The organism is Chryseobacterium lathyri (assembly GCF_030812195.1).
In the GTDB taxonomy this organism is placed as follows: domain Bacteria; phylum Bacteroidota; class Bacteroidia; order Flavobacteriales; family Weeksellaceae; genus Chryseobacterium; species Chryseobacterium lathyri_A.
In genome coordinates this window covers 913,605-937,723 of record NZ_JAUSSF010000002.1, presented here as the reverse complement: position 1 = coordinate 937,723, position 24,119 = coordinate 913,605, and the positions used below count along the sequence as shown (strand labels likewise).

At 38.9% G+C, this 24,119-nt stretch carries 18 protein-coding genes and 1 riboswitch; of the genes, 3 read left to right on the top strand and 15 right to left on the bottom strand.

Annotated features, from left to right (window positions below; genetic code table 11):
* Positions 1 to 15: 15 nt before the first annotated feature.
* Entirely contained in the window at positions 16 to 822 is an 807-nt protein-coding gene (locus tag J2T03_RS14515; RefSeq protein WP_306841508.1) for a M48 family metallopeptidase, read from the bottom strand.
* Between the two features lie 109 nt (positions 823 to 931).
* On the opposite strand from J2T03_RS14515, the gene J2T03_RS14510 reads away from it, so the two are divergent.
* Entirely contained in the window at positions 932 to 1,486 is a 555-nt protein-coding gene (locus tag J2T03_RS14510; protein ID WP_306841506.1) for a DUF4251 domain-containing protein, read from the top strand.
* Here J2T03_RS14510 and meaB read toward each other — a convergent pair.
* Positions 1,483 to 2,466 carry a methylmalonyl Co-A mutase-associated GTPase MeaB gene (meaB, locus tag J2T03_RS14505; RefSeq protein ID WP_307212123.1) on the bottom strand — a complete coding sequence of 328 codons (984 nt, stop codon included), beginning with the start codon at positions 2,464 to 2,466 and terminating at the stop codon, positions 1,483 to 1,485. The two genes, J2T03_RS14510 and meaB, sit on opposite strands and share 4 nt — an antisense overlap.
* A gap of 141 nt (positions 2,467 to 2,607) precedes the next feature.
* Between meaB and J2T03_RS14500 the strand changes: the two genes are divergently transcribed.
* Together J2T03_RS14500 and J2T03_RS14495 are read left to right on the top strand one after the other, a co-directional pair.
* Positions 2,608 to 2,898 carry a c-type cytochrome gene (locus J2T03_RS14500; protein WP_307212120.1) on the top strand — a complete coding sequence of 97 codons (291 nt, stop codon included), beginning with the start codon at positions 2,608 to 2,610 and terminating at the stop codon, positions 2,896 to 2,898.
* 20 nt (positions 2,899 to 2,918) lie between these two features.
* Positions 2,919 to 3,206: a cytochrome C gene (locus tag J2T03_RS14495; RefSeq protein WP_306841502.1), complete on the top strand. Its 288-nt coding sequence runs from the start codon at positions 2,919 to 2,921 to the stop codon at positions 3,204 to 3,206.
* Positions 3,207 to 3,270: 64 nt separating this feature from the next.
* Here the strand turns inward: J2T03_RS14495 and J2T03_RS14490 are convergent, their stop codons facing one another.
* From J2T03_RS14490 to J2T03_RS14430, 13 genes are all read right to left on the bottom strand, one after another.
* The gene (locus J2T03_RS14490; protein ID WP_306841500.1) at positions 3,271 to 4,263 is read right to left on the bottom strand and encodes an enolase C-terminal domain-like protein; all 993 of its coding nucleotides are present in this window, start codon (positions 4,261 to 4,263) and stop codon (positions 3,271 to 3,273) included.
* 385 nt (positions 4,264 to 4,648) lie between these two features.
* Entirely contained in the window at positions 4,649 to 5,347 is a 699-nt protein-coding gene (gene prfH / locus J2T03_RS14485; protein WP_307212118.1) for a peptide chain release factor H, read from the bottom strand.
* Between the two features lies 1 nt (position 5,348).
* The gene (locus J2T03_RS14480; protein ID WP_307212116.1) at positions 5,349 to 5,900 is read right to left on the bottom strand and encodes a hypothetical protein; all 552 of its coding nucleotides are present in this window, start codon (positions 5,898 to 5,900) and stop codon (positions 5,349 to 5,351) included.
* An 86-nt stretch (positions 5,901 to 5,986) separates the two neighbouring features.
* Positions 5,987 to 7,378: an RtcB family protein gene (locus J2T03_RS14475; RefSeq protein ID WP_307212114.1), complete on the bottom strand. Its 1,392-nt coding sequence runs from the start codon at positions 7,376 to 7,378 to the stop codon at positions 5,987 to 5,989.
* A 461-nt stretch (positions 7,379 to 7,839) separates the two neighbouring features.
* Entirely contained in the window at positions 7,840 to 8,340 is a 501-nt protein-coding gene (locus J2T03_RS14470) for a hypothetical protein (protein ID WP_307212112.1), read from the bottom strand.
* Positions 8,341 to 8,396: 56 nt separating this feature from the next.
* Positions 8,397 to 10,514: a methylmalonyl-CoA mutase gene (scpA, locus tag J2T03_RS14465; RefSeq protein ID WP_307212110.1), complete on the bottom strand. Its 2,118-nt coding sequence runs from the start codon at positions 10,512 to 10,514 to the stop codon at positions 8,397 to 8,399.
* Between the two features lie 138 nt (positions 10,515 to 10,652).
* Entirely contained in the window at positions 10,653 to 12,761 is a 2,109-nt protein-coding gene (locus tag J2T03_RS14460) for a prolyl oligopeptidase family serine peptidase (protein WP_373425252.1), read from the bottom strand.
* Positions 12,762 to 12,850: 89 nt separating this feature from the next.
* Positions 12,851 to 13,525: a hypothetical protein gene (locus J2T03_RS14455; protein ID WP_306841488.1), complete on the bottom strand. Its 675-nt coding sequence runs from the start codon at positions 13,523 to 13,525 to the stop codon at positions 12,851 to 12,853.
* 93 nt (positions 13,526 to 13,618) lie between these two features.
* On the bottom strand, positions 13,619 to 14,704 hold the full coding sequence (gene prfA / locus J2T03_RS14450; RefSeq protein ID WP_306841487.1) for a peptide chain release factor 1: 1,086 nt from the start codon (positions 14,702 to 14,704) through the stop codon (positions 13,619 to 13,621).
* A 151-nt stretch (positions 14,705 to 14,855) separates the two neighbouring features.
* Positions 14,856 to 16,151 (bottom strand): APC family permease, encoded by a 1,296-nt coding sequence (locus tag J2T03_RS14445; RefSeq protein ID WP_307212108.1) that lies wholly within the window; start codon positions 16,149 to 16,151, stop codon positions 14,856 to 14,858.
* A gap of 7 nt (positions 16,152 to 16,158) precedes the next feature.
* The gene (locus J2T03_RS14440) at positions 16,159 to 18,579 is read right to left on the bottom strand and encodes a TonB-dependent receptor plug domain-containing protein (RefSeq protein WP_307212105.1); all 2,421 of its coding nucleotides are present in this window, start codon (positions 18,577 to 18,579) and stop codon (positions 16,159 to 16,161) included.
* A gap of 96 nt (positions 18,580 to 18,675) precedes the next feature.
* Positions 18,676 to 18,784: riboswitch (SAM riboswitch) on the bottom strand.
* Positions 18,785 to 18,889: 105 nt separating this feature from the next.
* A complete protein-coding gene (locus J2T03_RS14435) occupies positions 18,890 to 21,727 on the bottom strand; it encodes an alpha-amylase family glycosyl hydrolase (RefSeq protein WP_307212103.1) in 2,838 nt (945 codons plus the stop codon).
* A 215-nt stretch (positions 21,728 to 21,942) separates the two neighbouring features.
* The gene (locus J2T03_RS14430) at positions 21,943 to 24,021 is read right to left on the bottom strand and encodes a T9SS type A sorting domain-containing protein (RefSeq protein ID WP_307212100.1); all 2,079 of its coding nucleotides are present in this window, start codon (positions 24,019 to 24,021) and stop codon (positions 21,943 to 21,945) included.
* Positions 24,022 to 24,119: the final 98 nt, after the last annotated feature.

Here is a 24,119-nt window from a genome sequence, read left to right as displayed (position 1 = left end):
TAAATTCTGAAATAATTATATTTTCCCTCCGGCCGCTTTATAGTATTCCAAAGCTTTTGGAAGGTTTTTATTGATATCTGAAATCCTTGTTTCAGGATTCGGGTGAGTCGACAGGAATTCAGGCTGTCTTGCGCCTGATGCTGCCCCTTCCATTCTGTTCCAAAAAGGAATTGCCTCTCTTGGATCATATCCTGCCATAGACATCAGGTACAGTCCCATCTGGTCTGCCTCTGATTCCTGATTTCTACCGTATTTCAACAGGGCTACCTGCGATCCGATAGGATATACTTTTTCGAAAATACCGGCCCATTGTGAATTGGAAATTGTTCCACCCAGAATAGAGCCTCCGTACTGCGCAACCATAGCCTGAGAAATTCTTTCATTGCCATGCCCTGCTAAAGCATGTGAAACTTCATGTCCCATCACTACAGCCAGGCCATTATCATTTTTTGTAACAGGAAGAATCCCTGTATAAACGGCAACTTTTCCGCCAGGCATACACCAGGCATTCAGCTCATTACTCTGTATAAGATTAAATTCCCAATTGTAATTCGCAAGGTCTGCAGATCTTCCTATACTCTGATAATATCTTTCTGCTGCACTTTTTATTCTGCTTCCTACACTCCCTATTCTTTTTGCATCTGAAGTTCCGGTGATAATCTTAGATTTAGACAATGTCGTCTTATATTCCTGAGCAGACATTGTTAATATTTCCGAATTATTGGCGATCTGTAATGAAGACCTTCCCGTAATTGGATTAGTAGTACATGCTACAGCTGATAAAGCAACTGCTCCTATTCCTAATAGATGTGTAAATTTCATAGTTGTTTGAGTGTTAATAATTGAACATTTACAATTTTTATTCCAAAATGATTCAGAAGGAATATATTTGCATACAATTTGCTATTTAAATTTAACAATTATTACGGTTATGAAAAATTATATTTCACTTATATTTATTTTGGGATTTCTTTTTTTCTTCCAAAGCTGTTCCTCGCAGGCTTCACTAGATTCCAAAACAGTTGATGCGCTTGTAGATTCCCAGGAGTTTACTTTTCATGCACAAAGAGCAAACCCTATGAATTATGACGTTATCAATGTTATGAATTCAATGCCAAATTCTACATCAATGAGGATTTTAGAGCTTAACGGGGACAACTATAGCATTATAATCAATAAAAACAATTTGGAGGTTGTACTTCCTTATTTCGGAAGAGTATTTAATCCTTCTTTCGGAGATAGAGATAAAAACAGCTACCGTTTTACCTCCAAAGACTTCACTGTCAATAAGTCTCAGAATAAAAAAGGAAACTGGACCTTAAAGATTAAGCCAAATGATGCAAGAAATGTTGATGAGATTAATATAGAAATTTTTAAGAACGGTAAAGCATTTGTTTCAATGAGAAGTAATGACAGACAGCCGATTACTTATGACGGTTATATTTCTAAAAATGAGGAAGCGCCAAAAGAGAAGGAGAAACTTTAGTCTTTAGATAAAAATTTTTCAACAAACAATTTTGCTTCAGTGCTGGGATTAGAAACCATTTCTGAAGCATTTTTTTTGTGCTGTGCATAAGCAGCTTCTACGGAATCACTTCTTTTCATCATAGCCAGGATATATTCCTGAACCCAATATTCAAAACGTTTTTCTGCCTGATGGGTACGGACTTCACTAAAGCGTGCAGTTTTCTTTTTTAAATCTATAAATTCATCAATCTTACTGTATATTTCTTCCAAGCCTTCATTGTAAAGGGCAGAACCTAAAAGTATAGGGATTTTCCAGCCTTTTTCTTTGGGAGGAATAAAATCCAGTGCACGTTTCAGTTCCAGCCTTGTATTTTTTGCTTTCTGAAGGTTATCCTTTTCTACTTTATTGATAAAGATAAGATCTACCATTTCCATGATACCTCTTTTAATTCCCTGAAGCTCGTCTCCTCCGCCAATGATCTTCAGGAATAAAAACACATCGGTAATATCGGCTACGAGCACTTCAGACTGCCCCACCCCAACCGTTTCGATCAAAATATAATCGTATCCTGCCGCTTCGCAGATGATCATGGTCTCAAAGGTGGTATTGGCAATACCGCCAAGAAATCCGGAACTCGGGGAAGGACGGATAAAAGCACGTTCTTCTTTGGCCAATTCTTCCATTCTGGTTTTATCCCCCAAAATGCTTCCTTTATTAATGGAAGAGCTGGGATCGATGGCAAGAACAGCCACTTTTTTACCATTAGCAATAGCAAGCCTTCCGAAATTTTCAATGAATGTAGACTTTCCTGCGCCGGGAACTCCGGTGATTCCAACTCTTATGGAATTTCCCGAGAAGGGCATTATTTTCTTCAGAAGTTCTTCCGCCTGGGTTCTGTGTTCAGCTTTTTTACTTTCGACTAATGTAATAGCTTTTGCGATCAGGCGCTTATTTCCTGACCGTATTCCTTCTATTAGTTCTTCTGTAGTAAATTTCATTGATTCAAAAATATAAAAATAACCTTCAAACTTCCATATAAACAGGAATTAATTTTATTTCTTCTAAATTAAAACTAAGGCTTGCTTCATCAAGGGGAGTGGTAAATTCTTACATTTGTTACTAATCAAAATTCAAGAAACATGAAAAAAATTTCCGTTGTTGCATTATTTACTTGCCTATCTCTGGCTTCCTGTACACCAAAAGCTTCTACAGCCGGACCTATAGGACCTGCTGTTTCTACTGCAGAACAAATAGCTCAGGGAAAAACAATCTTTGAAAATGCATGCGGAAAATGCCATAAGCTCCCGGATCCTACAGCACACACATCTGTACAGTGGGTAGGAATCATGAATTCAATGGCTCCGAAAGCGAAACTTACTGACGAGCAACATCAATGGGTATATGACTATATTGTTTCAGTGAAAAAATAATCACCAAATCAGATATGGATATGAAAAAAATAATCTTAAGTATAATCGCGGGTGCTGTATTTATGGTATCATGTGGACCTAAAAGCATTGCTGTAACGGGGCCAAAGTACACTGCATCCGAGCAGCTGGTTCAAGGTAAAACTATTTTTGAAAATTCATGTTCGCAATGCCACAAACTTCCGGATCCGGCTAAACACGATGATCAGGGATGGATCAAAACATTAAGCAGAATGGCTCCGAAAGCCAAGCTCAGCGATGATCAGCATCAGATGGTATATGATTACCTGATTTCTGTGAATAAGAAGTAGAATTTCTGTCTTGGAGAGTTTAGGATATGATCTTCATTACTTACAATATATAATTTCTTCTCCTTTATTTTAACATTATTCCCAAACCTGGTTTCCCGGATAAAATTATTTTTCCGTTTTCTACAAAATTTCCGGAGGCATAGTCATTGGAAATAAGGTTTGCACCATCAAGATCAGCAAAGTCAGCCAGCCCTGTCAATAAACAACCAGCGGAGATTCCAACGGTAGATTCCGTCATGCATCCGATCATTGTTTTATATCCCAGTTCTTTTGCTTTTATGATCATTTCCAATGCCGGAGTAAGTCCTCCACATTTCATCAGCTTGATATTGACACTTTTATAATAAGGCAGTAGCTCTTCAAGGGAATTCAGACCTTGAGAATCCTCATCTGCCATCCAGTTGGCAAAACCTTCTTTTCTTAGAACTTTATACTGGTCAACCGGCCGCGGCTGCTCCAGATAAGAGAATTTTCGGACATCTTTATTTTCCTGAAGCCAGAGACAATCCTGATCTGTAAAACTTGCATTGGAATCTAATGCGATATTGCGGTTCAGCCTTAACAGCTTTTCGATATTGTCTTTATTCAATCCTTTACATTTTACTTTAAATCTGTTCCAGCTGCTTTTTTCTATTTTGCGGATCTGATCTTCAATATCCGCTACTGAAATGGTAATTGAGCTTTCTGCTAAGTTCTCGTAAGGAATGTGATTTAATTCTGTAAAGCTTTTGTTTTCAAGTTTTCCAAAAAGATCCCAATAGGCACAATCTAACGCTGACATTAAAAACGGATGAAGATTCAGCGTTGAAAGAAAGTGAAAAAAGTCTTTGGGATGGGTGACATTCTGCTTTTCAATTAAAGACTGTATCTCTTTTAATCTGATGATAAATTTTTTCAGATCAATATGATAATAATCTATGGCAACACATTCACCATATCCTTTACAGTTTAAATAAGATAATTCTACCAGCAATGCTTCTCTTGTATCATAATTCCCATAGGAGATGGAGAAGGTTTCTTTTAGCTGAAGTGTTTTTATTGTATAATTTATTTTCATATCCTAGCTAATCCAATTCTGAAATGATTTAATTTCAACCCATTCTCCATTGATCTTTTTATAAATTGCTGTATATCCACTTCCATTTAATATAGCCACAGGAAGTTGAGTTTTGAACGATACACATTGTTTTATCTTTATTGAAGAAAGGCACTGAGAAGTTTCGAATGCATGTATGTCCAAATTTTTTGTTCAGCTCAGTCCAAAAATCATTATCAAAAAAATATAGTGTTTCATATACTAAATCTACGAAAAAAGGGACTTTTGAAATCATCAAAGCCGGAAATTTCTTCCGGCCATGAATTATTTACTTTTTTGAGGGATATTTTACGGGCAGTTCGGAAGGGCGTATGGATAATTGTCCAGTGCTGCAAAATATTTACTCTTAGTTAAGCTCATTTCTATCGTTTTTCAATTCTTTTTTCAGGATATTCCTCTGTTTTTTGAATGATTTATCCTGATGGTTCTTTTTAAAATTTGTTCCTGAAAATATACGGACCGGATTCCCTCTCTGCACCTGAAGATGATTACTCCAGGTATCCTGCATTCTTTTTTCCAACTGTTTAATATACAGTCCAGCCACTTTCTCTTTCAGCCGTATAATGGCCAGCTTTTTATTCTCAAGCTGAGACCGGGAATCCTGTGCAAATACACTTTCTCCGGTTGGTATGTGAATGGCACGAACAGCCGTATTGACTTTATTTACATTTTGTCCGCCACTTCCCTGGCTTCTAGTAGTCTGGAAATGAATATCTTTTTCACTGAAATTGATTTTCTCCAATCCTTCCAGCTCGAAGATACCGATAAACCAGTTGCTTCTTTTATGAAGTTTCCTGAATGTACTTTTTCCGGTCCAGCATATGCTTCCTAACCATGTTTTTAAGAATGTATCCAGTTCTTTTGCTTTTAAAAGGATGGTTACAGATTTCAAAGTCAGGTTTTCATCTCCGTTTTCGCGGTGGATGATTTCGTAATCTATTGCATTGTTTTTAACTTCCTCAAGGAAGACCTTCAGAACTTTTGCAGTGACCCACTGGCATTCTAAAGGTCCTTTTCCTGAGGTTATTTGTATGAGTTTTTTCATTTTAATTTACTTTAGGTATTTCACTTAATTTTGGATGACCAACAGGATCAATTCTTCTCTGCAATAAATCTTTAGCAGCCATTACGGCCCAGCATTTATCACTGGAATGAATGTTTCTGTAAAACGTCAGTAAAAGTTCAGGCTTCACTACTGTAAAACCATTAATTTCAATGGTTTCCAGATCATTTCTCTCGAAGAAATCTATAGTAATTCTGTGAGATTTTCCATTTTCCAGTACAGCTGTTTTTTCATACCTGCGGAAGTTTTCTGCACTCTGCAGATGATCATAGCGGGTCCATACTTTTTGAAAACCTTCCTGCTGAAGAATCATAACTGCTTCTGCGGCGTTTTCTTTCTTTACAAAAACATCAATATCCTTGTGGTCATGGGCATGCTTGTATTCTGTATGCCCAGTTTCTGACATAAAATGCCACGCCCAGCCACCTGATATAATGACTTTATCTTTTAGTTTATTTAAAATTTCAAGCCCGTACAGGATTCTAAACTCCGGCCAGACCTCTCCGTATCTTTTTATGTTATGAGGTGCTCCCATTTTCTTATTTCTTTTGTTACTAATTACTGGTCCCCGGTCACCAGTTATAATTTTCAAACTGATAACCAGAAACCTGCAACTAAAATTTATTTATCCATTCTCACAATTCGGGGTTGAAATGTTCCGAGAATGTCTACCAATTCGCTCTGTGCATTCATTACTTCATGAATATCCTTGTAAGCCATTGGTGCTTCTTCTGTATTTCCACCTATCAAAGTGACCTTCTTCAGCTTAAGCTCTTTTTTAATGTCATTCTGAGTAAAAAGGCTCCTGCATTCTCCTCTCGAATGAGCTCTTCCAGCTCCGTGTGATGCTGAATTCAAAGCATCGGGATTACCTTTCCCACGGACGATAAAACCTTTTGCCGTCATGGATCCCGGAATCATGCCCAATTCATTTACGTTGGCGGGAGTTGCACCTTTCCTGTGGACAATCACTTCTTTTCCGTTATGAATTTCTTTCCATGCGAAATTGTGATGATTTTCAATCCTTGCTTTTACTCTGCCACCAACAGCTTTTACCAGTCTTCTATGAATATCATCGTGGCAGGCAGAAGCGTAATCTCCTGCAAGATTCATTGCAGTCCAGTATTCCAGGCCTAGATGGCTATTGAGATCCAGCCAGGCAAACTGCTGGGCTTCTTTTGGCAACGGACACTGGTCTGCAGCTGTTCTTGAATAGTATTGGGCGATCTCAGCTCCTAACCCCCTGGAACCGCTGTGAGATAAAATCCCCAGGTATTTTCCTTTCGGAAGGCCGATCTGGTTATCTTCTTCCGTGATCTCCACTTCTCCGAATTCCACAAAATGATTTCCTCCGCCGGAAGAGCCCATCTGTTTGATGGCCTTTCCTTTTAACCTCCTCAAAACCGGGATCATATCGAAGGTATCTCTTTCAAAGATTTCATGATCAATATGAGATTTATGAACTTCATACATCCCGAATTTGGTGTGTTCGGCAAGAGCTTTTTCATATTTATCTCTTGCTCCGTCAAGATATGAAACGGGTATATCCAAAATACTGAGGCTCATCCTGCAGCCAATATCCATTCCTACGCCATAAGGTATAACCGCGTTTTCAACAGCCAGAACGCCACCTATCGGCAGCCCGTAACCGCTGTGCGCATCGGGCATTAAAGCGCCCTGGGTTGAAATTGGCAGTTTTAATGCTGTATACAACTGGTTTTTTGCTTCTTCAGAGATATTGTTTCCAAAAATCTGAAAGGAGGCACGCTGTGTATTGAGCATTCTTTTTTCTGTTTTTCTGGATGAAAGCAGTGATTCTGCAATTTGCCCGAATGTCAGGTCTTTTTCAAAGCTTTCCGGGTTGAGAAGGATGTCTTTCAGAATAGATTTTACATGATGAATATTCTTCGTTGCAAAATTTCTTTTCATGACCTCCAAAGCCACATTGACGCTTTGATTATTCGGATACCCGAGTTTTAATATATCTTTTCCTTTTAGTTTTAAATTTCCCATTGTTTTATTTTTAAGACATAAAATGTCAGACACAAGATCCAAGATTTTGATCTGTGCATACTATTTTTATCAACTAAAATATTAGTTGATCTATTTGTAATGAGGAACAATACATTGGAATCTTAAAAAGGTTCAATGATTCTGTTCTTCCTGATATTGAAAAAATTTCGGGGAAACTGAAGTTTAAATATTGCGCAATAAAAAACCCGAAATCTTTACGACTCCGGGTTTTGATATTTCGTTGTACTATTATTCTAAGAGTATACCAAACCACGAAGCCTTACCACCATAAGGGGTACTCCAGCTGAAGAATTTTGATTCGTTTTGAACATTGCTTCGTTGTTTTTTAATGGGTTAAACTTGATTTTCAGGTGCAAATATAGTATTTTTTCTGAATATTCAGTTTTTTTGATAAAAAAAAGCCTGAATAATTTATATCCAGGCTTTGCTTTATGGGGAGATTAATCTTTTGATCCTAAGCTGTCCATCTCGTCGTCCATTCCTTTAACTTCATTGGAATGGTAGACTCTTTCTGATCCAAGGAAATAAATATTATGCCTTGCTTTGGCAATGATTCCGTTATATTCCTGTTCCGACATTCCCTCAGGAATGCTGTCTTTAGCTTCTGAAGGCTTACGGTAAACTTCGAGTGCCCCGTTTTCATTTAAAATGGTTTTGGCCGCCTTAGCCTGCTGCAGGTCGTCTGCATATACAATAACATTGCTTCTGCCAATACTGTGTTTGCGGTAAGCCTCGAGCATTTCTGCATCGTGAGCAAAGACGTATTCAAAAAATCCTTTTGTTTGTTCATCTTCCTGAAACTGATCAGTTGACAATCCACTTTCTACCTTAGATTTTGAAATAATAATATTTGCCTCATCAAAACCTTTTTCTTTTAAATTCTTTTTAATTTCCTCTGTATCTACAGTCACCGGAAATACTGAAACTACTGTATAAGCCATAATGAAATTTTTCATTTAAACTATACAAAAGCTGTGCAGTTATTCTATAAAAAATGTTAATTTAAAAATTTTTCTAAAATTTCCACCGCACATTTGGGAAGATTAGTTCCCGGGCCGAAAATAAAATCGGCTCCGTTGGCATAGAGGAATTCATAGTCTTGCTGTGGGATAACTCCTCCTACAACAATGGTAACATCATCAGCTCCCAATTTTTTCAATTCTTCCACCACCTGTGGAACCAATGTTTTATGTCCTGCCGCAAGAGAGGAAACCCCAAGGATATGGATATCATTCTCTACAGCCTGTTTAGCTACTTCTTCGGGAGTCTGGAACAACGGTGCCACATCTACATCAAATCCCATATCTGCGAATGCGGTAGCTACTACTTTGGCACCTCTGTCGTGCCCGTCCTGTCCCATTTTAGCAACCATAAGTCTTGGGCGGCGGCCTTCTTGCTCTTCAAATTTCTGGGTCAGCTGAAGAGCTTTTTCAAAATATTCGTTTTTCCCTGCATTCATAGCGTATACTCCGGAGATTGTTCTGATATTGGCTTTATATCTTCCAAAAGTTTCTTCCATAGCGTCACTCATTTCGCCAAGAGTCACTCTTCTTCTGGCCGCTTCTATACATAATGCCAGAAGGTTTCCTTTGCCTGTTTTTGCACTTTCACGGATATCATTCAGAATTTCTGTAACGGCTTCAGGATTTCTTTCTGCTTTTATTTTTTCGAGTCTTTCAATCTGCTTTCTGCGGACTTCTGTGTTATCGATATCCAGGATTTCTATGCCATCCTGTTTTAAGGCTGTCCTGAATGAATTTACTCCAATGATGAATTCTTCACCACTATCAATTTTAGCCTGTTTTTTAGCCGCTGCTTCTTCAATCCTCATTTTTGGAATTCCGGCTTCAATAGCTTTTGTCATGCCTCCTTCCTGCTCTACCTCATCGATGTATTTCATCGCTTCTTCAATCATTTGCTGGGTAAGACTCTCCACAAGATTACTTCCGCCCATAGGATCTACAACATCACAGATTCCGCTTTCCTGCTGGAGGATAATCTGGGTATTTCTTGCAATTTTTGCTGAATAATCTGTAGGAAGTGCAATGGCTTCATCCAGTGCGTTGGTATGGAGTGACTGGGTTCCTCCTAAAGCTGAAGAAAGGGCCTCAATAGCTGTTCTTGTAATATTATTAAAGGGTTCCTGCTCTGTAAGGGACCAACCAGAGGTCTGAGAATGGGTCCTTAATGCTAAGGATTTTGCATTCTGCGGGCTGAACTGTTTTAGAAGAGTTGCCCAAATGTATCTTGCAGCACGCATTTTTGCAATTTCCATGAAATGATTCATTCCGATCGCCCAAAAAAATGAAAGTCTTGGGGCAAAATCATCGACATTCATTCCGGCTTTTATCCCTGTTCTCACATATTCAAGACCGTCTGCAAGCGTATAGGCCATTTCCAGTACCGGAGTGGCACCCGCTTCCTGCATATGGTATCCTGAAATGGAAATAGAGTTGAATTTCGGAATGTTTTGGGCTGTATATTCAAAGATATCAGCGATGATCTTCATAGAAGGTGCAGGCGGATAAATATAAGTATTTCTCACCATGAACTCTTTCAGAATATCATTTTGAATGGTTCCTGAAAGCAGTTCTTGCTTTACCCCTTGCTCTTCGGCAGCCACGATATAGAAAGACAAAATAGGAAGTACAGCTCCGTTCATCGTCATGGACACCGAAATCTGATCTAGTGGAATTTCATTGAAGAGAATCTTCATATCTTCCACAGAATCGATCGCTACTCCGGCTTTTCCTACATCACCAACTACTCTTGAATGATCGGAATCATATCCTCTGTGCGTTGCAAGGTCAAAGGCGACTGATAATCCCTTTTGTCCTGCTGCCAGATTTCTTCTGTAAAATGCATTGGATTCTTCTGCGGTAGAGAAACCTGCATACTGTCTTACAGTCCAGGGTTTTTGTACATACATAGTGGAATACGGACCTCTGAGATAGGGTGCAATTCCCGGAGAAGTCTGTGTTAAAGATTCATTTTTAACATCTTTGGGGGTGTAGGATGATTTTAATTCTAATCCGTCTTTTTCAAAATTATAGATCTCTCTTTGCTGAGGTTCTATAGTAAAATCCGGAGTTTTCACAGAAATTGTCTTTCGCATTCCAATAATTTTTGTCTCCGTAAAGTTAATTTTTTTGAATGAAACATGAAACTTATGTTAACATCCTGTTTTACTGAATTTTAAGCTACAAAAAAGACCGGACAAATGTCCGGTCTCAGTTTATGTATACGTATTATATTACTTCAATTTCGTTATCCCCATTTCATATAAGGCAAATGATATAAGATCTGCATTTTCGCTGATCACCTGATCGGTTGCTCTTCCGGCACCATGGCCTGCATTTTTCTCAATTCTTAATAAAATTGGGTTTTTACAGCTTTGCTTATCCTGAAGCTCTGCTCCGAATTTGAAAGAATGCGCCGGAACTACCCTGTCATCATGGTCACTTGTAATGATCATTGTGGAAGGATAACATGTTCCTTTTTTCACATTATGCACCGGGGAATAGGATTTAAGATATTCAAACATCTCTTTGCTGTCTTCTGCAGTTCCGTAATCATAGGACCAGCCAGCTCCCGCTGTAAACTTATTGTATCTCAGCATATCCAGAACTCCTACTCCCGGGAAAGCTACCTTTGCAAGGTCAGGGCGCATGGTCATTGTTGCTCCTACAAGCAATCCTCCATTCGATCTTCCGGATAATGCCATATATTCTTTTGATGTATAGCCTTTGCTCTGCAGATATTCTCCTGCCGCAATGAAGTCTTCAAAAACATTTTTCTTCTGTGTTTTTGTTCCGGCATCGTGCCATTTTTTGCCATATTCACCACCACCGCGGATATTCGGTACTGCGTATATTCCTCCGTTTTCCATCCAGATCGCATTCACTACAGAGAATGAAGGCTGAAGGCTGATGTTGAAACCTCCATAAGAGTACAGGATCGTAGGATTTTTACCGTCAAGTTTTGTTCCTTTTTTATAATTGATCATCATTGGAACTTTGGTCCCATCTTTTGAAGTATAGAATACCTGCTCAGAAACGTAATCTTCAGGATTGAACTTCACTTTGGGCTTCTGATAAATTTCTGATTTTCCGGAATCTGCATTAAATTTATACGTAGTTCCTGGTGTAATATAATTACTGAAAGAGAAATAAAGCTCTTTTTCCTCTTCTTTACCTCCAAAACCGCCTACATTTCCTTTTCCTGGAAGTTCAATTTCTCTTATCAGCTTGCCTGTTTTATCAAACTGTTTTACCTGATCAATAGCATCAATCATATAGGTGGCAAAGAAGTATCCGCCTCCTGTAGATATCCCTAAAACATTTTCTGTCTGCGGGATCACATCTTTCCAGGTTTCCGGTGAAGGATTTGTGATGCTGGTTTTTACAAGACGCATATTCGGAGCATCTTTATCGGTAAAGATAAAAAGATCGTCTCCTTGTGTATCCACAATGCTTACATTAATATCAAATCCTTTATTGATCTGTACAAAATCGCCGCCTTTCTTTAGGTCTTTGATATACAATTCATTTCCATTGGTTGCGTTGGCAGCAGAAACAATGAGGTATCTCTGATCTTCGGAAACTCCGGCTCCAAGGTATCTTCTGGGAGTTTTATCTCCTCCGAAAATAAGTTTATCTTCCGACTGCTTGGTTCCTAACTTATGAAAATATACTTTATGTTTATCGGTCATTCCGGAAAGTACTGTTCCTTCTTTCGGCTTATCATAGCTTGAATAGTAGAAACCGTCATCACCCTGCCATGAAATTCCGCTGAATTTTACATCTACCAATGTTTCATCAATCTGTTTTTTGGTAATGGCGTCTATGATAATAATCTTATTCCAGTCACTTCCTCCTTCAGAAATGGAATATGCTGCAAGGTTTCCTTTTTTGTTGAATGACAAATTGGAAAGCGAGGTGGTTCCTTTTTCTGAAAATTTATTAGGATCTAAGAATATTTCTGTTGCTTTGGTCTTATTGTTTGTTCTGTATAGGATGGATTGTGCCTGAAGACCATTATTTTTATAATAGTAAGTATAGTCTCCTTCTTTGAAAGGCGCTGAAATTTTTTCATAGTTCCAGATCTCTGTCAGCTGATCCTTGATTTTATTTCTGAACGGGATCTTTGAAAGATAATCCTGGCTGTAGGCTACTTCATCGTCTACCCATTTTTTCGTGGCATCAGAATCATTTTCCAGATCTCTGAAAGGGTCTGCAACAGCGTTACCAAAATAAGTATCTGTTTGACTTCCTTTTACTGCTTTAGGATAATTCATTTTTTGAGAATAAAAAGTTGCTGAAAAAAGGACTCCAGCGGTTAATAACATAGGCTTAAAATTCATAATCAAGGGTTTTCTCAAAAATACGTAAAGTATGTGAAATAAAAAAAGCCCTGAAACCAGAGCTTATAATAATATTTTTTAAAGGATCATTATTTAGACCCGAAGCTTTCAAAATAGAAATCCGTCAATCCTGAAACAATTTCATCAGGACTACCGTTCCAGTAGTATGTTTTTCCTCCTTCGTTTAGCTGGTACAAACTGAACTTTTGCTCTGTTACGACGGTTTTATCTGCATTTTTAAAATCCTGTACACTTTGGACCAGGTATTTTTTAAGGTCTTCAGGCTTAACGGTTTTAATATCTCCCGTTGGAATATCAGAAAATTTAGCCGGAACTTTGAAACTGACTGAATAATTAACCTCAGCAATTTTCTGGTCTTCTATATATTCATTCTGGACAATTTTCACGTCTTTAACGGAAAGTTTTCCGTTTTTAAAATTTTCCATCATAGCGGTGAAATAATCTTCGGCTTCTTTTTTACAGGCATCTGCCGTGGTTTTGGAAAAAGCAGATAAAAAGTTGTCGGTGGTTTCTTTCATCATATCCCTGGAAACGGTTTTAAAATCTACCTGATAAGCATTTTCTCCTTCTACGGTAGGTTTTAAATAATCATTCAGCTTAGCAAGTGCAGCATCATCATTTTTAACGAAGGTTCCGAAGTACATTTCAAAGACTTCCGAAGGTTTCTTCACTTCCGTCTGGGCCAACAGATTTTGACTTAACACTGCCAACATCATGAATATAACGATCTTAAAATTGTTCATATTATTTTGTTTTAATTCAATGGTTTTTGAAGGATGAATATACAGCAAAAAAAAGCTCCTGAAATTCAAGAGCCTGATTTTTATAATTTATTTTTAATAATTTTCTTCTTCTCCCTTCATCTTTTCTGCATTTTCCGCCATGATGACAGCGTCTATCATTTCAGAAATATCCCCGTTCATATAAGCATCGAGGTTATACATGGATTTATTGATTCTATGATCCGTCACCCTTCCCTGAGGATAGTTGTAAGTTTTGATCTTTGCGGAACGGTCTCCTGTAGAAACCATTGTTTTTCTCTGTGCAGCAATATCTCCCTGAACCTCCTGAAGCTTAATATCATATAATTTCGCACGAAGCATTTCCATTGCCAGCTCACGGTTAGCCAGCTGAGAACGGGCCTGCTGACATACGACCACTAAACCTGAAGGCTTGTGAGTCAGCTGTACTTTAGTTTCTACTTTGTTAACGTTCTGTCCACCGGCACCTCCTGAACGGGAAGTCTGCATTTCAATATCTGCAGGATTGATCTCTACATCCACTTCTTCAGCTTCCGGAAGTACTGCAATGGTGATTGCAGAAGTATGAACTCTTCCCTGAGATTCTGTTTCAGGAACACGCTGTACACGGTGAACTCCGGATTCGAATTTCATGATTCCGTAAACACCTTCACCTTCCACTTTCATGATAAGTTCTTTGTAGCCTTTCGCCGCCTCATTAGAATCCGTTACTTCATGTTTCCATCCTTTTGTTTTGAAGTACATGCTGTACATTCTGTAGATATCTTCCACAAAAATAGCTGCTTCATCACCTCCTGTTCCGGCACGTAATTCTACAATGATATTTTTGTCGTCTGCAGGGTCTTTAGGAATCAAAAGAACTTTTAATTCTTCTTCCAGGCCAGGAATTTTAGCCTGAGCTTCCATTTTTTCCTCTTTGGCAAGGTCCACAAGATCTCTGTCAGACCCGTCAGCAATGATTTCATCAGATTCTTCAATCGAATCCAGAGCACCTTTATACTGGTCGTAGACTTTTACAATCTTTCCTAAATCACTGTATTCTTTGTTCAGAGAAGAATATTTTTTTTGATCTGAAATGATATCAGGCTGTATAATAAGGTCTGCAACCTCATTATATCTTTGTTTAATAGCTTCTAGTTTTGGAATTAATGATTTAGACATTCTGCAATTTTTGAGAGTGCAAAGATAAGAATTTATTAATTCAAATTAAAATTCCTTTACTGTGTCAAATTCATATAATTTTTTTGAAATATTATGGTTTAAGACCTTTTCAGGATTATCAGACGGATTTTTATTTTAAGATTTTAATGTTCTACTGTTTTTTAAAAAATTTCCTGTCAATTACATATAAAACCAGTCCAAAGGCTACAATTCCAAGTCCTATAATACTTTCTTTGGGATTATGAACGAGTGTAAAATAGAGAATATAAATACTGAAGAGCAGAAAGACTGCCGGGAAAATGTAAAATATATTGGATTTAAATATTTTCCTCTGATCTTTTTTGAGAAAGAAAACCGTAGAAATGGAAAGACTGGCAAACAGCTGAAGGATAAAAGCGGTATACACAAAGATCTCTTTAAAACTTCCCGTCAAAATGATCACTGAAGCAATCACAGCGTGTACAAAGATAGCCCTTACCGGAATTCCTTTTTTGTTGTTGACAGCAAGTGATCTCCACAAATGGTTTTCCTTTGCAAAAGCCTGTGTAAGCCTTGAACCCACCCATAAATAACCGCTGATCGTAGCAATCAGCTGTAAAGCAATAAAAACATTGACGATTTTTCCAAAACCGATTCCCAGCATATTCCCTGCTGCTTCTCCCATCACATCTTCTTTTCCGGCCAATTGGCTTACAGGTGCATGTTTCAGCATGATAAAGTTGACGAGCAAATAACTCACTGTCACGAAAACAGTTCCAACAATTAAAGCTCTGGGAAGGTTTTTCTGAACATCTTTTATTTCTCCTGCAATGTAAGAAGCTGAATTCCAACCGGTATAGGAATAGGTAACAAAAACAAGAGATGTTGCAAAAGCCGGGAGCATGATCTCATGCTGCCAGCTGTCAGTAAATTTCAGGCTGTTTCCTGCATCGGATCCTGAAAGCATAACACCCAGAATCACCAGAACAATAATAAAAGCGATTTTGATAAAGGTAAAAAAATTATGAAACCTGCTTGATGTTTTAAGGCTGAACGATAAGCTCGCTGCCACCAGAAAAATGAAACCTATGGCAAAGCCGTTTCCAAAGGTGTAATTAAAAGCTGAAAGGTATTTGGACATTGCCAGTGCTGCCAAAGCCACAGGTGCAGAAAACCCGATGATCAGAGAGATCCAGCTTACCAGATAGCCAAATACCGGATGATAGGTTTCTTTAAGATAAATATAATCTCCTCCGTTTCCTTTAAAATATGATCCCAGCTCGGCATAGCAAAATGCTCCGAACAGGGCGAGAATCCCGCCGATAATCCACAACAGGAAAATGCTGTAGGTATTGGTAATATCAGACAGCTGGAAGCCTAAAGTAGTAAATATTCCTGTCCCGATCATATTGGAGACAACAATAGCGGCAGCCGTTTTCCAGCCGATCTGGTGTGTAGCAGTATTCATTTAACAGTTAAAAATTAAAATTAAGCCTTCCGAAGAAGTAATTCCCCAGTGTTCCCATCTGAACCGGCGCATATTTAAATACTCCATAATATGAATTTTCATAGATCTGAAGGTCCGGAAACACATCAAAGGCGTTATTGGCTCCTATGGTCAGATTAATATTTTTCGTTATATCATAGCCTACACTTATATCTGTAACCACTTTAGGAGAGAATTTCTGAACCTTTCCAAATGGGTAACCATCTCTTATGACCTGACCAAAATACGTATTTCTAACCATGAAATTGAATTTTCCGATGGCATAGTTCAGTCCTAATGAAGCTTTTGCCTTAGGAGAAAGGGTCTCGATGATATTAATCTGGTCCGGCCCGAAGAATTCATCCTGAGGAGGCACTAAATTTTCAGGAAAATGGAAATCTGTGATCTTGGTTTCTGTATAATTTCCTGCCAGGCTGATATTTAAATTTCCGCCACCCAGTTTCCAATCATAAGAGACAACAATATCTACTCCTTTTGTTTCCGTGTCTACTGCATTAGCAAAAAACCTTCCGCTTTCTACGTTGTATTGAGCCAGTCTTGGATCTTCGATATTGCTGGTGATTACAATTCTGTCTTTTACTTTGATCCAATAGCCGTCAACGGTTATAAACAGTCTGTTGGCTGGCTTCAGAGTAAGACCGGCACTGGCATTGACTGAGGTTTCCTGCTTTAACTGATCAAATCCGAGCGCTCTGGCTGCGTCACTGTCATTCCTGAAAATCCCTTTGGTAACAATTCCTAGTCCTGAAGTGGAGATATCGGCATAGGAATTATTAAAATACTGCTGCTGAAGGGATGGAGCCCTGAAACCGGTTCCCACAGATGCCCGCACTGCATAATCTTTTACAAATTCATATCTCACGGCCAGTTTTCCATTCAGCGTATTTCCAAAATCTGAATAATTTTCGAATCTTCCTGCCAGATCTATATTTAATTTTTCAGCAATATCATAAGAAACATCGGCATACACCGCTGCTGAATGTCTGGATTTCTTTAAAGCATTGTCCGGAGAAAAACCGATAAATGATTGTGACCCGCCATTTCCTTCCACTGTAGATCCGGGAACAGCAGGATTTCCGTTGATATCATACCGGGTGTAAGAAGCTTCATCTCCCGGTTTGATCTCGTACTGTTCAAAGCGGAATTCTCCTCCAAATGCTACATTAAGCTGATTCAATTTTTTAGAAATATCAAGATTCACCGTATTCTGAAGGAAACCGTGCGCCCCTGCATAAAAGCTCGTTGGAGATTTCGCCCCTAAAGATGCATTATTGGTATTGTTTACATTATAATTGAAGGTGTTACTTCCGAATGTATTGCTTACATCAAGCCACCAGTTATTGACATTATATTTTACTCCTACAGCATAAGAAAAGTCGTAAACCTGCGAGTTCAAAGAGGCCTGAAATCCATTTGGATAGACAGAAGAAACCACATTGGATGTTTCACCCGGTAGTCTTCTGAAACCGAAACCTTTTCCTTCTTTAATGCTGAAACCGCCAAAAGAATACAGCTTAAAGCGTTCACTTAAAGGATATTCAGAATTAAAAAACAATTGGGCCTGCCTGATCTGGGCATCTCCGATCTGAAAATTAAAGTCATCCCGGGTGAGACCTCTTTCTTTAATAATCTGATCGTCTAAAGCCCTGGCCGCGATAGGATCATTCGCAAATTCATAGGCAAAATTGTCTCCGAAAATATCCAAATCATGATTTTGAGTTCTTGTAGTCTTCCCTCTGTGGCTCAATTGCAGTGAAAGATTCACATAACTGTCTTTTTTCCCAAGAGAAGATCCATAGTTGATTCCGGCCTGATAGGTTTCACCATCATTTCTTCCTGTAATTCCATAGGATGCCGATGCTGATGCCCCGATATCTTTTTTAAGGATAATATTGACAACTCCTGCAATGGCATCAGAACCATACTGTGCGGCTGCTCCGTCTCTCAGAACCTCAATTCTGTCAATAGCAATCACCGGGATCGTACTGAGATCTGTTCCTACAGATCCATTTCCAACGGTATTCTGATAATTGACCAATGAAGTGGTATGTCTTCTTTTTCCATTGACGAGTACCAATACCTGATCCGGCCCCATCCCCCTCAGGGTTACGGGATCAATATGTTCTGTCCCATCGGACGCTGACTGTCTTACAGAATTAAATGACGGAATCACATAATTCAGCAAATCCTGAACCGTCGTCTGTGGCGCAGATTTCTGCAGCTTTTCTATATTGATAACGTCTACAGGAACCGGTGTTTCCAGCTTTGTCCTTTTGGTATTCCGGTTTCCTACGATAATTATATCTTCAATCTGATTTCCCTTTTCCTGCTCCTGTGCGTTCACCAAAACAGCCCCCAGGAGTATAACAGACAGGCTTAATTTTTTCATCTTTGTCTTCGTAAATTAATGATACACTAGTTCCACGGACCTCATCCGCAGATATAAAAGACTTCAAGAAATGGAATTGCTGTCAGAATATTGACTTTCTCATCTTCCCCTCAATGGGTTGGAATTAGCACCTTTACACTTTTTAGAGTCGTGCAGGTTGCTAAGGTTTCATAGGGCCAAATCCCTCCACCTTTCTTGATAATCTACTGCAAAAGTAGACTAATATTTTTAATTGACAAAAAAGTAGATTTATATATTCTGGGCTGTCAATAAAAAGAGGGACAATGTTATCGTCCCTCTTTCTTTTTTTTTATTTAATAATCATCTTCTGAATGGCAGTGCCTGTTTCAGAACGTAGGTGAACCAAATAGGTTCCCGGCGGATAATTAGTTTTCAATTCATAAGTTCCGTTTTCGGTATTTAATTTAATGGAATTCATTTTTTTACCGCTCATGTCAAAAATAACAATCTCTCCGTTTTTGGCCTTGTGGTATATTAATTTTGCCACACCGTTTTTCACGGGGTTATCCGCAATCTGAAGCGAGAGTTTATTCGCAGCATTTACATCAGATGCTGACAGCGCACCGGCATAATTTCCAAAAATCCTGAACTCTCCCGGCTGCAAAGTAATAGGAGCTGTTGTTGAAGCAATGTTGGAAACAGAGTTATCCATCAGGTTCAGCCACTGTCCTGTGTAGGGGAAGTAGGGAACAACATTCTGAGCCGCAGTGGTATAGTTCGCCAAAACCACCACATTCTTCATTCCAGCTATTGCATTGTCATACACATAAATTCTGGTGATCAATCCTTCAGGATCGTTGGTAAGGTTATTAGACTCTATAGTATATGTTTTTGATTTGAAAACCGGATAGGTATTTCTGATATTGATAATTTTAGCCCAGGTATCATACACCGCTTTTCTATTGGCGTTCGTATCATATCCTAAAGTAAAAGCAACAGGTTTTTCATCTGTTCGGCATCCACTGCTGATCGTGCCGTCTGCACATCGGTTGATACTGAATTCATAGCCTAATTCACCAAATTGCCAGATCATTTTCGGGCCTGGAATGGTAAAAAATGTTGCTCCGAAAGTTTTCATTCTTTCAAGGGCTGTATTCAGGTTAGCAGCATTGTAACCTCCGTTAACAGCGCCATAAGCAAGGTTTTTAAACATTAATCTTTCTTCATCGTGGCTTTCTCCATAGCCTACAGCATGCATATTGGTAAAACCGTGAAGACTGTGATTCATTCTGTCATAGTTACTGTTTTCCTTGTAACCCATTGTGTTTTGGTTGTAAGGCTCAGTCTGCTTATTCCAAAGCATTACGCCTTTTCCCTCGGCAATTCTATAGTTTGCCCATTGCTGTTCTTCAGCATCGGTTCCTAGATGTTCAAATATCATATAGGAATTCGGATCGATTGCCCACTGTTTATCAGCATAATTTTTCATAATATCCACTCTGTCCTGCTGGTAAGCATTGGTACAGGCTTCATCATTTGCAGAGCAGCTTTGGGTAAATCCTTTTGTCAGGTCCCAACGGAATCCATCAATTTTATATTCATTCAGCCATTGCTGTAAAGTTCTTTCAACATAATATTTAGTTGCTGCACTTGAATGGTTGAAATCATTAAACACATTGTAAGAATGTTTGGGCACCTGATTGAAGTAAGGATTATTGGCCGCAACATCTCCATAGCCATCACCATCCGGATCAATATTCCAAAGTCTTACCAATGGAGACCGCCCTGTTGCATGGTTGAAAGCAACATCCAGAATCACTGCAATCCCATTTTGATGGCAGATGTCTACAAATTCTTTGAATTTTTCAGGAGTTCCATAAGCTTTGTCCAGCGCATAATGGAAAGAAGTATTGTACCCCCAGGAAAGATTGCCATCAAATTCCATAATTGGCAGAAGCTCAATAGCATTAATATTTAAGTTCTTTAAATACGTTATCTTGTTGATTAATGACTGCCAGTTTTTTTCCTGGGTGAAATCTCTCAGCAGTAATTCATATACCACAAGATTTTCCTTAGCAGGTCTCTGAAAGTTGGTCACCTGCCAGCTGTAAGGTGCCTGACCTGTTTTAAACATCGAAACTTCAAAATCCTGCCCTACTGGAAATGCAGGCAGATTTGGATAAGTAGTTGCCGAAATCCACTGATCATCATAAGAGGAAAGAATCTGTGGAGAGAAAGGATCTGCCACTTTTTTCAGGTCATTCGTTCTGTACTGGAAAGTATATAACTGTTGTGGGGTCAGCCCGTTCAGTTCAATCCAGTAAAGATCAGGATTGGCAGTATCCCTTTTCATTAAATAAGAATCATTTACGGTCCAGTTATTAAAACTCCCGATGACGTGTACAAAGTTTTTATGAGGGGCATAAAGAGCAAGACCTACTTTTGTATTATCTGTAGGATTATAATTGATTCCCTGCTTTATCCAGCCTGGAATTGCCTCTGAAACAACATTTCTTGGAATTTGCAACATGAATGCTGCATTCTTGGAGTTTAAATTGGCATCTGTTGCAATAAGCTCCATATTGGCATCCTGAGTTACTGTATAGCTATAACTGTACGACAGTGAAGGAGTAGAAGTAGAATTGACAACGGTTCCGTTTGCTTTTAGCTGGAATGTTGTGGCAATATTGGTTGTTGCGGTAATATTGACGGAATTTCCTGCTGGAACTGTAGTCAGACTATTCGCAGCCGGATTGGTTAAGTTCAAATTCAAGATCCCGACATTGACAAATATATCGGGTGAGGTTTGGTGAGCTCCAGTTTTATCTTTTAATAAAAATCCAAACCTTCCGATCCCTGTTCTTCCGTAAAAAGCAGTAGGAGTAAAAGTTAAGGAATAGGTATCTGTCCCTGAATTGTAAGTGAGCTTATTCAGATCGTTAGAGTTATTCCAGCTTCCGTTCGTAGGACAGTCCTGACTGTTCTGATAGTTAGTGTCTAGGGACCAAGACCAGATATAAATAGCATTATTTGAAACGCCCCAAGCAGTTTCATCAATCTGATCTCCAGGAATGGTTAAGGTAATCGCATCCGTTTCATTGAATGGATTTGGAGCAATCGTATAGTTAATCTGCCCAAAAACAAAAGCTGCAACAAACAGATAGATAAGGGAGTAAAGTTTCTTCATTTTCTATTTTTTATCGAATATAGGATTTATTTTTCTTTTAATTCTTTCATTTTTTGTTGAAAATGTAATACAAAAAAAGCCCATGAAGAAATTTCATGAGCCTTTACAATAAAAGTAATTGTAATGAACTATGCTTTAAAATATATTAATCCCGGCTTTCACAACAAAAGGCTTTCCTAAAAAAGCCTTTGCTTATCAATCAAACGTACTAAGACTTAGTTTTTAATAATTTTCTTAGAAACACTCTGTCCGTTCTTTAACTTTAATTCTACAATATAAATTCCACTCGGAAATTCGCTCATATTGATCTGGTTGTTGTTGAACTGTATATTATTTAGTTTTTGGCCAACCATATTAATAATACTTACGCTTTCAATCAGTGAATCTGCCTTGATATTAATGATTGCATTCGTAGGATTTGGGTAAATTCCCACGGTAGCAGTATTTCTGATAATATCGGATGTTCCTAATGCAGAAGCTGTTTTTATACATCTTACAGCAGAACCTTGCCCTCTCATCGCTCCCGAAGAAGGGTTTGCAATGGTAGAGCCTATATATAAATATTTCCCTCCAGAATTGGAAGTATCTGAACTCCAGAAATACCCTCTCTGTCCGGCAAATGTAAGAGCACCGCTTGAAGAACTTCTATAGCCCGATGCCGGCAGTTTTAAATGACTGTTATAGGCAGTTCCAGGATTGGCAATATTCTCTGAATTAACAATACCTGTCCATTCTGCCTGAGAAGGCATCTTCCAGCCCGGCCCAACTGCTCTACAAGGATCTGCCCCAATATTATTGGAAACATCCGCCGGGGTCGAAGCCGTCCATTTATCAGTAGCAGCAAAGACATCCCACCATGAAGGAGATCCTATGATAAAGGCATTTGTACCGCCTAGGCCATCCGGTGAATTAGGAGATGTTGACGATGCTGTAGCAGAATTTCTAAGCTGATGCCCATCATCCCATCTTCCCCATTGGAAAAGATCTCCATATGAAGCCTCATCGCCCATTGTCGTGGCAATCTGAGAACTTCCAAGATTCTGCTGCAGCCAGATATTTCCGTCAGCACCTCTTACCGTTGCATACGTGACCTGCTGACCCTGATAGGTAAAAGTTACGCAGCCTGTATCTCCGGCATTGCTTCCCGGATCTGTATTAGTACAACCCGGCGGAATCCCATTTAATGGAATTCTTTTAACTTTGGTAACGTCTTCAGAATAAGCTAATACCAAATAGCCATTCGTTCTGTCTATTGTCAGATCATTATATCTTGCTTCTCCAGAAGAAATAAAATCTCCCCCAAAAGTCACCCAATTCTGGATAGCTGCATCAAATTTATAAACTGTATTTCTTAATAAATCATCATTTTCAAAACGGCTGGCCACCACATAAGGCTGTCCGGATTGAGTAACTGCTATAGCCACATGCTGTACCCTTCCGCTGGAAAAATTAGCGGCACCAAGCTGCACCCATGCATTTCCTTCAAATTTCTTTACATTTAATTTCTGCCCGTTAGCTGAACTGGAAACATATGCCACATACAGGTTGTTATTCCCATCTATAGCAATATCCGATGTATACTGTTCTGAAGAAGAAGCGGCATCCACAATACTTCCTCCAACCAAGGTCCAGGTATCTGTTGTCGTTGCCGAAGTACTGTTCTCATACACCCTTACTCCGGCAGATATGCTGCATGTATATACTTTCTGATTAGATCCTATGACCATTTCCGCAAATGTAGCTCCGTTAGAAAATCCCGTATTTCCTACCTGTTCCCATGCTCCATTTACATATCGCTGTACAGTTCCTGAGTTCTGTCCTGTGAATGTAAACAGCACATTGGAAGGAGAAACTGCGGAAGCATGGTAGTTGACTGATGACCCTGCGGCATCCGGAAGAGACGTCCATGAAGTTCCACTAAACCGCCGTACCGCAATTCCCGAACCCGGATAACCGATCTGATTGGTGTAAAAAATATTTCCGGCATTGTCAAGAGATAATGAATTAAAAGTTGCCGGCCCTTCAGTAATTCCTGCTGATCCTCCTACATAAGACCATGAAGCACCATCGAATTTCTGTACCGAGCCCTTTGCGACGGAAGTGTCATAATAAGACAGAAAATAATTTCCAGCCTGATCTACTGCCAGATTATTGTAACTGGTACCAGCTGCTGAAACTCCTGCTGCACCTCCTACATCCTCCCATTGCTGGGCATATAGATAACCTCCAGCGATATTTAGCAATGCCAAACCTGCTCCTATTTTACGGATTGCAGAATGTAAATATTGAAACATATTTAATATTATTTTTAATTATTCTAAATTTAATTTAATTTTGTGCAAAAATACTTTACATTCTTAACCACAAGTTATCATTTCCAAACTTTTTGTTA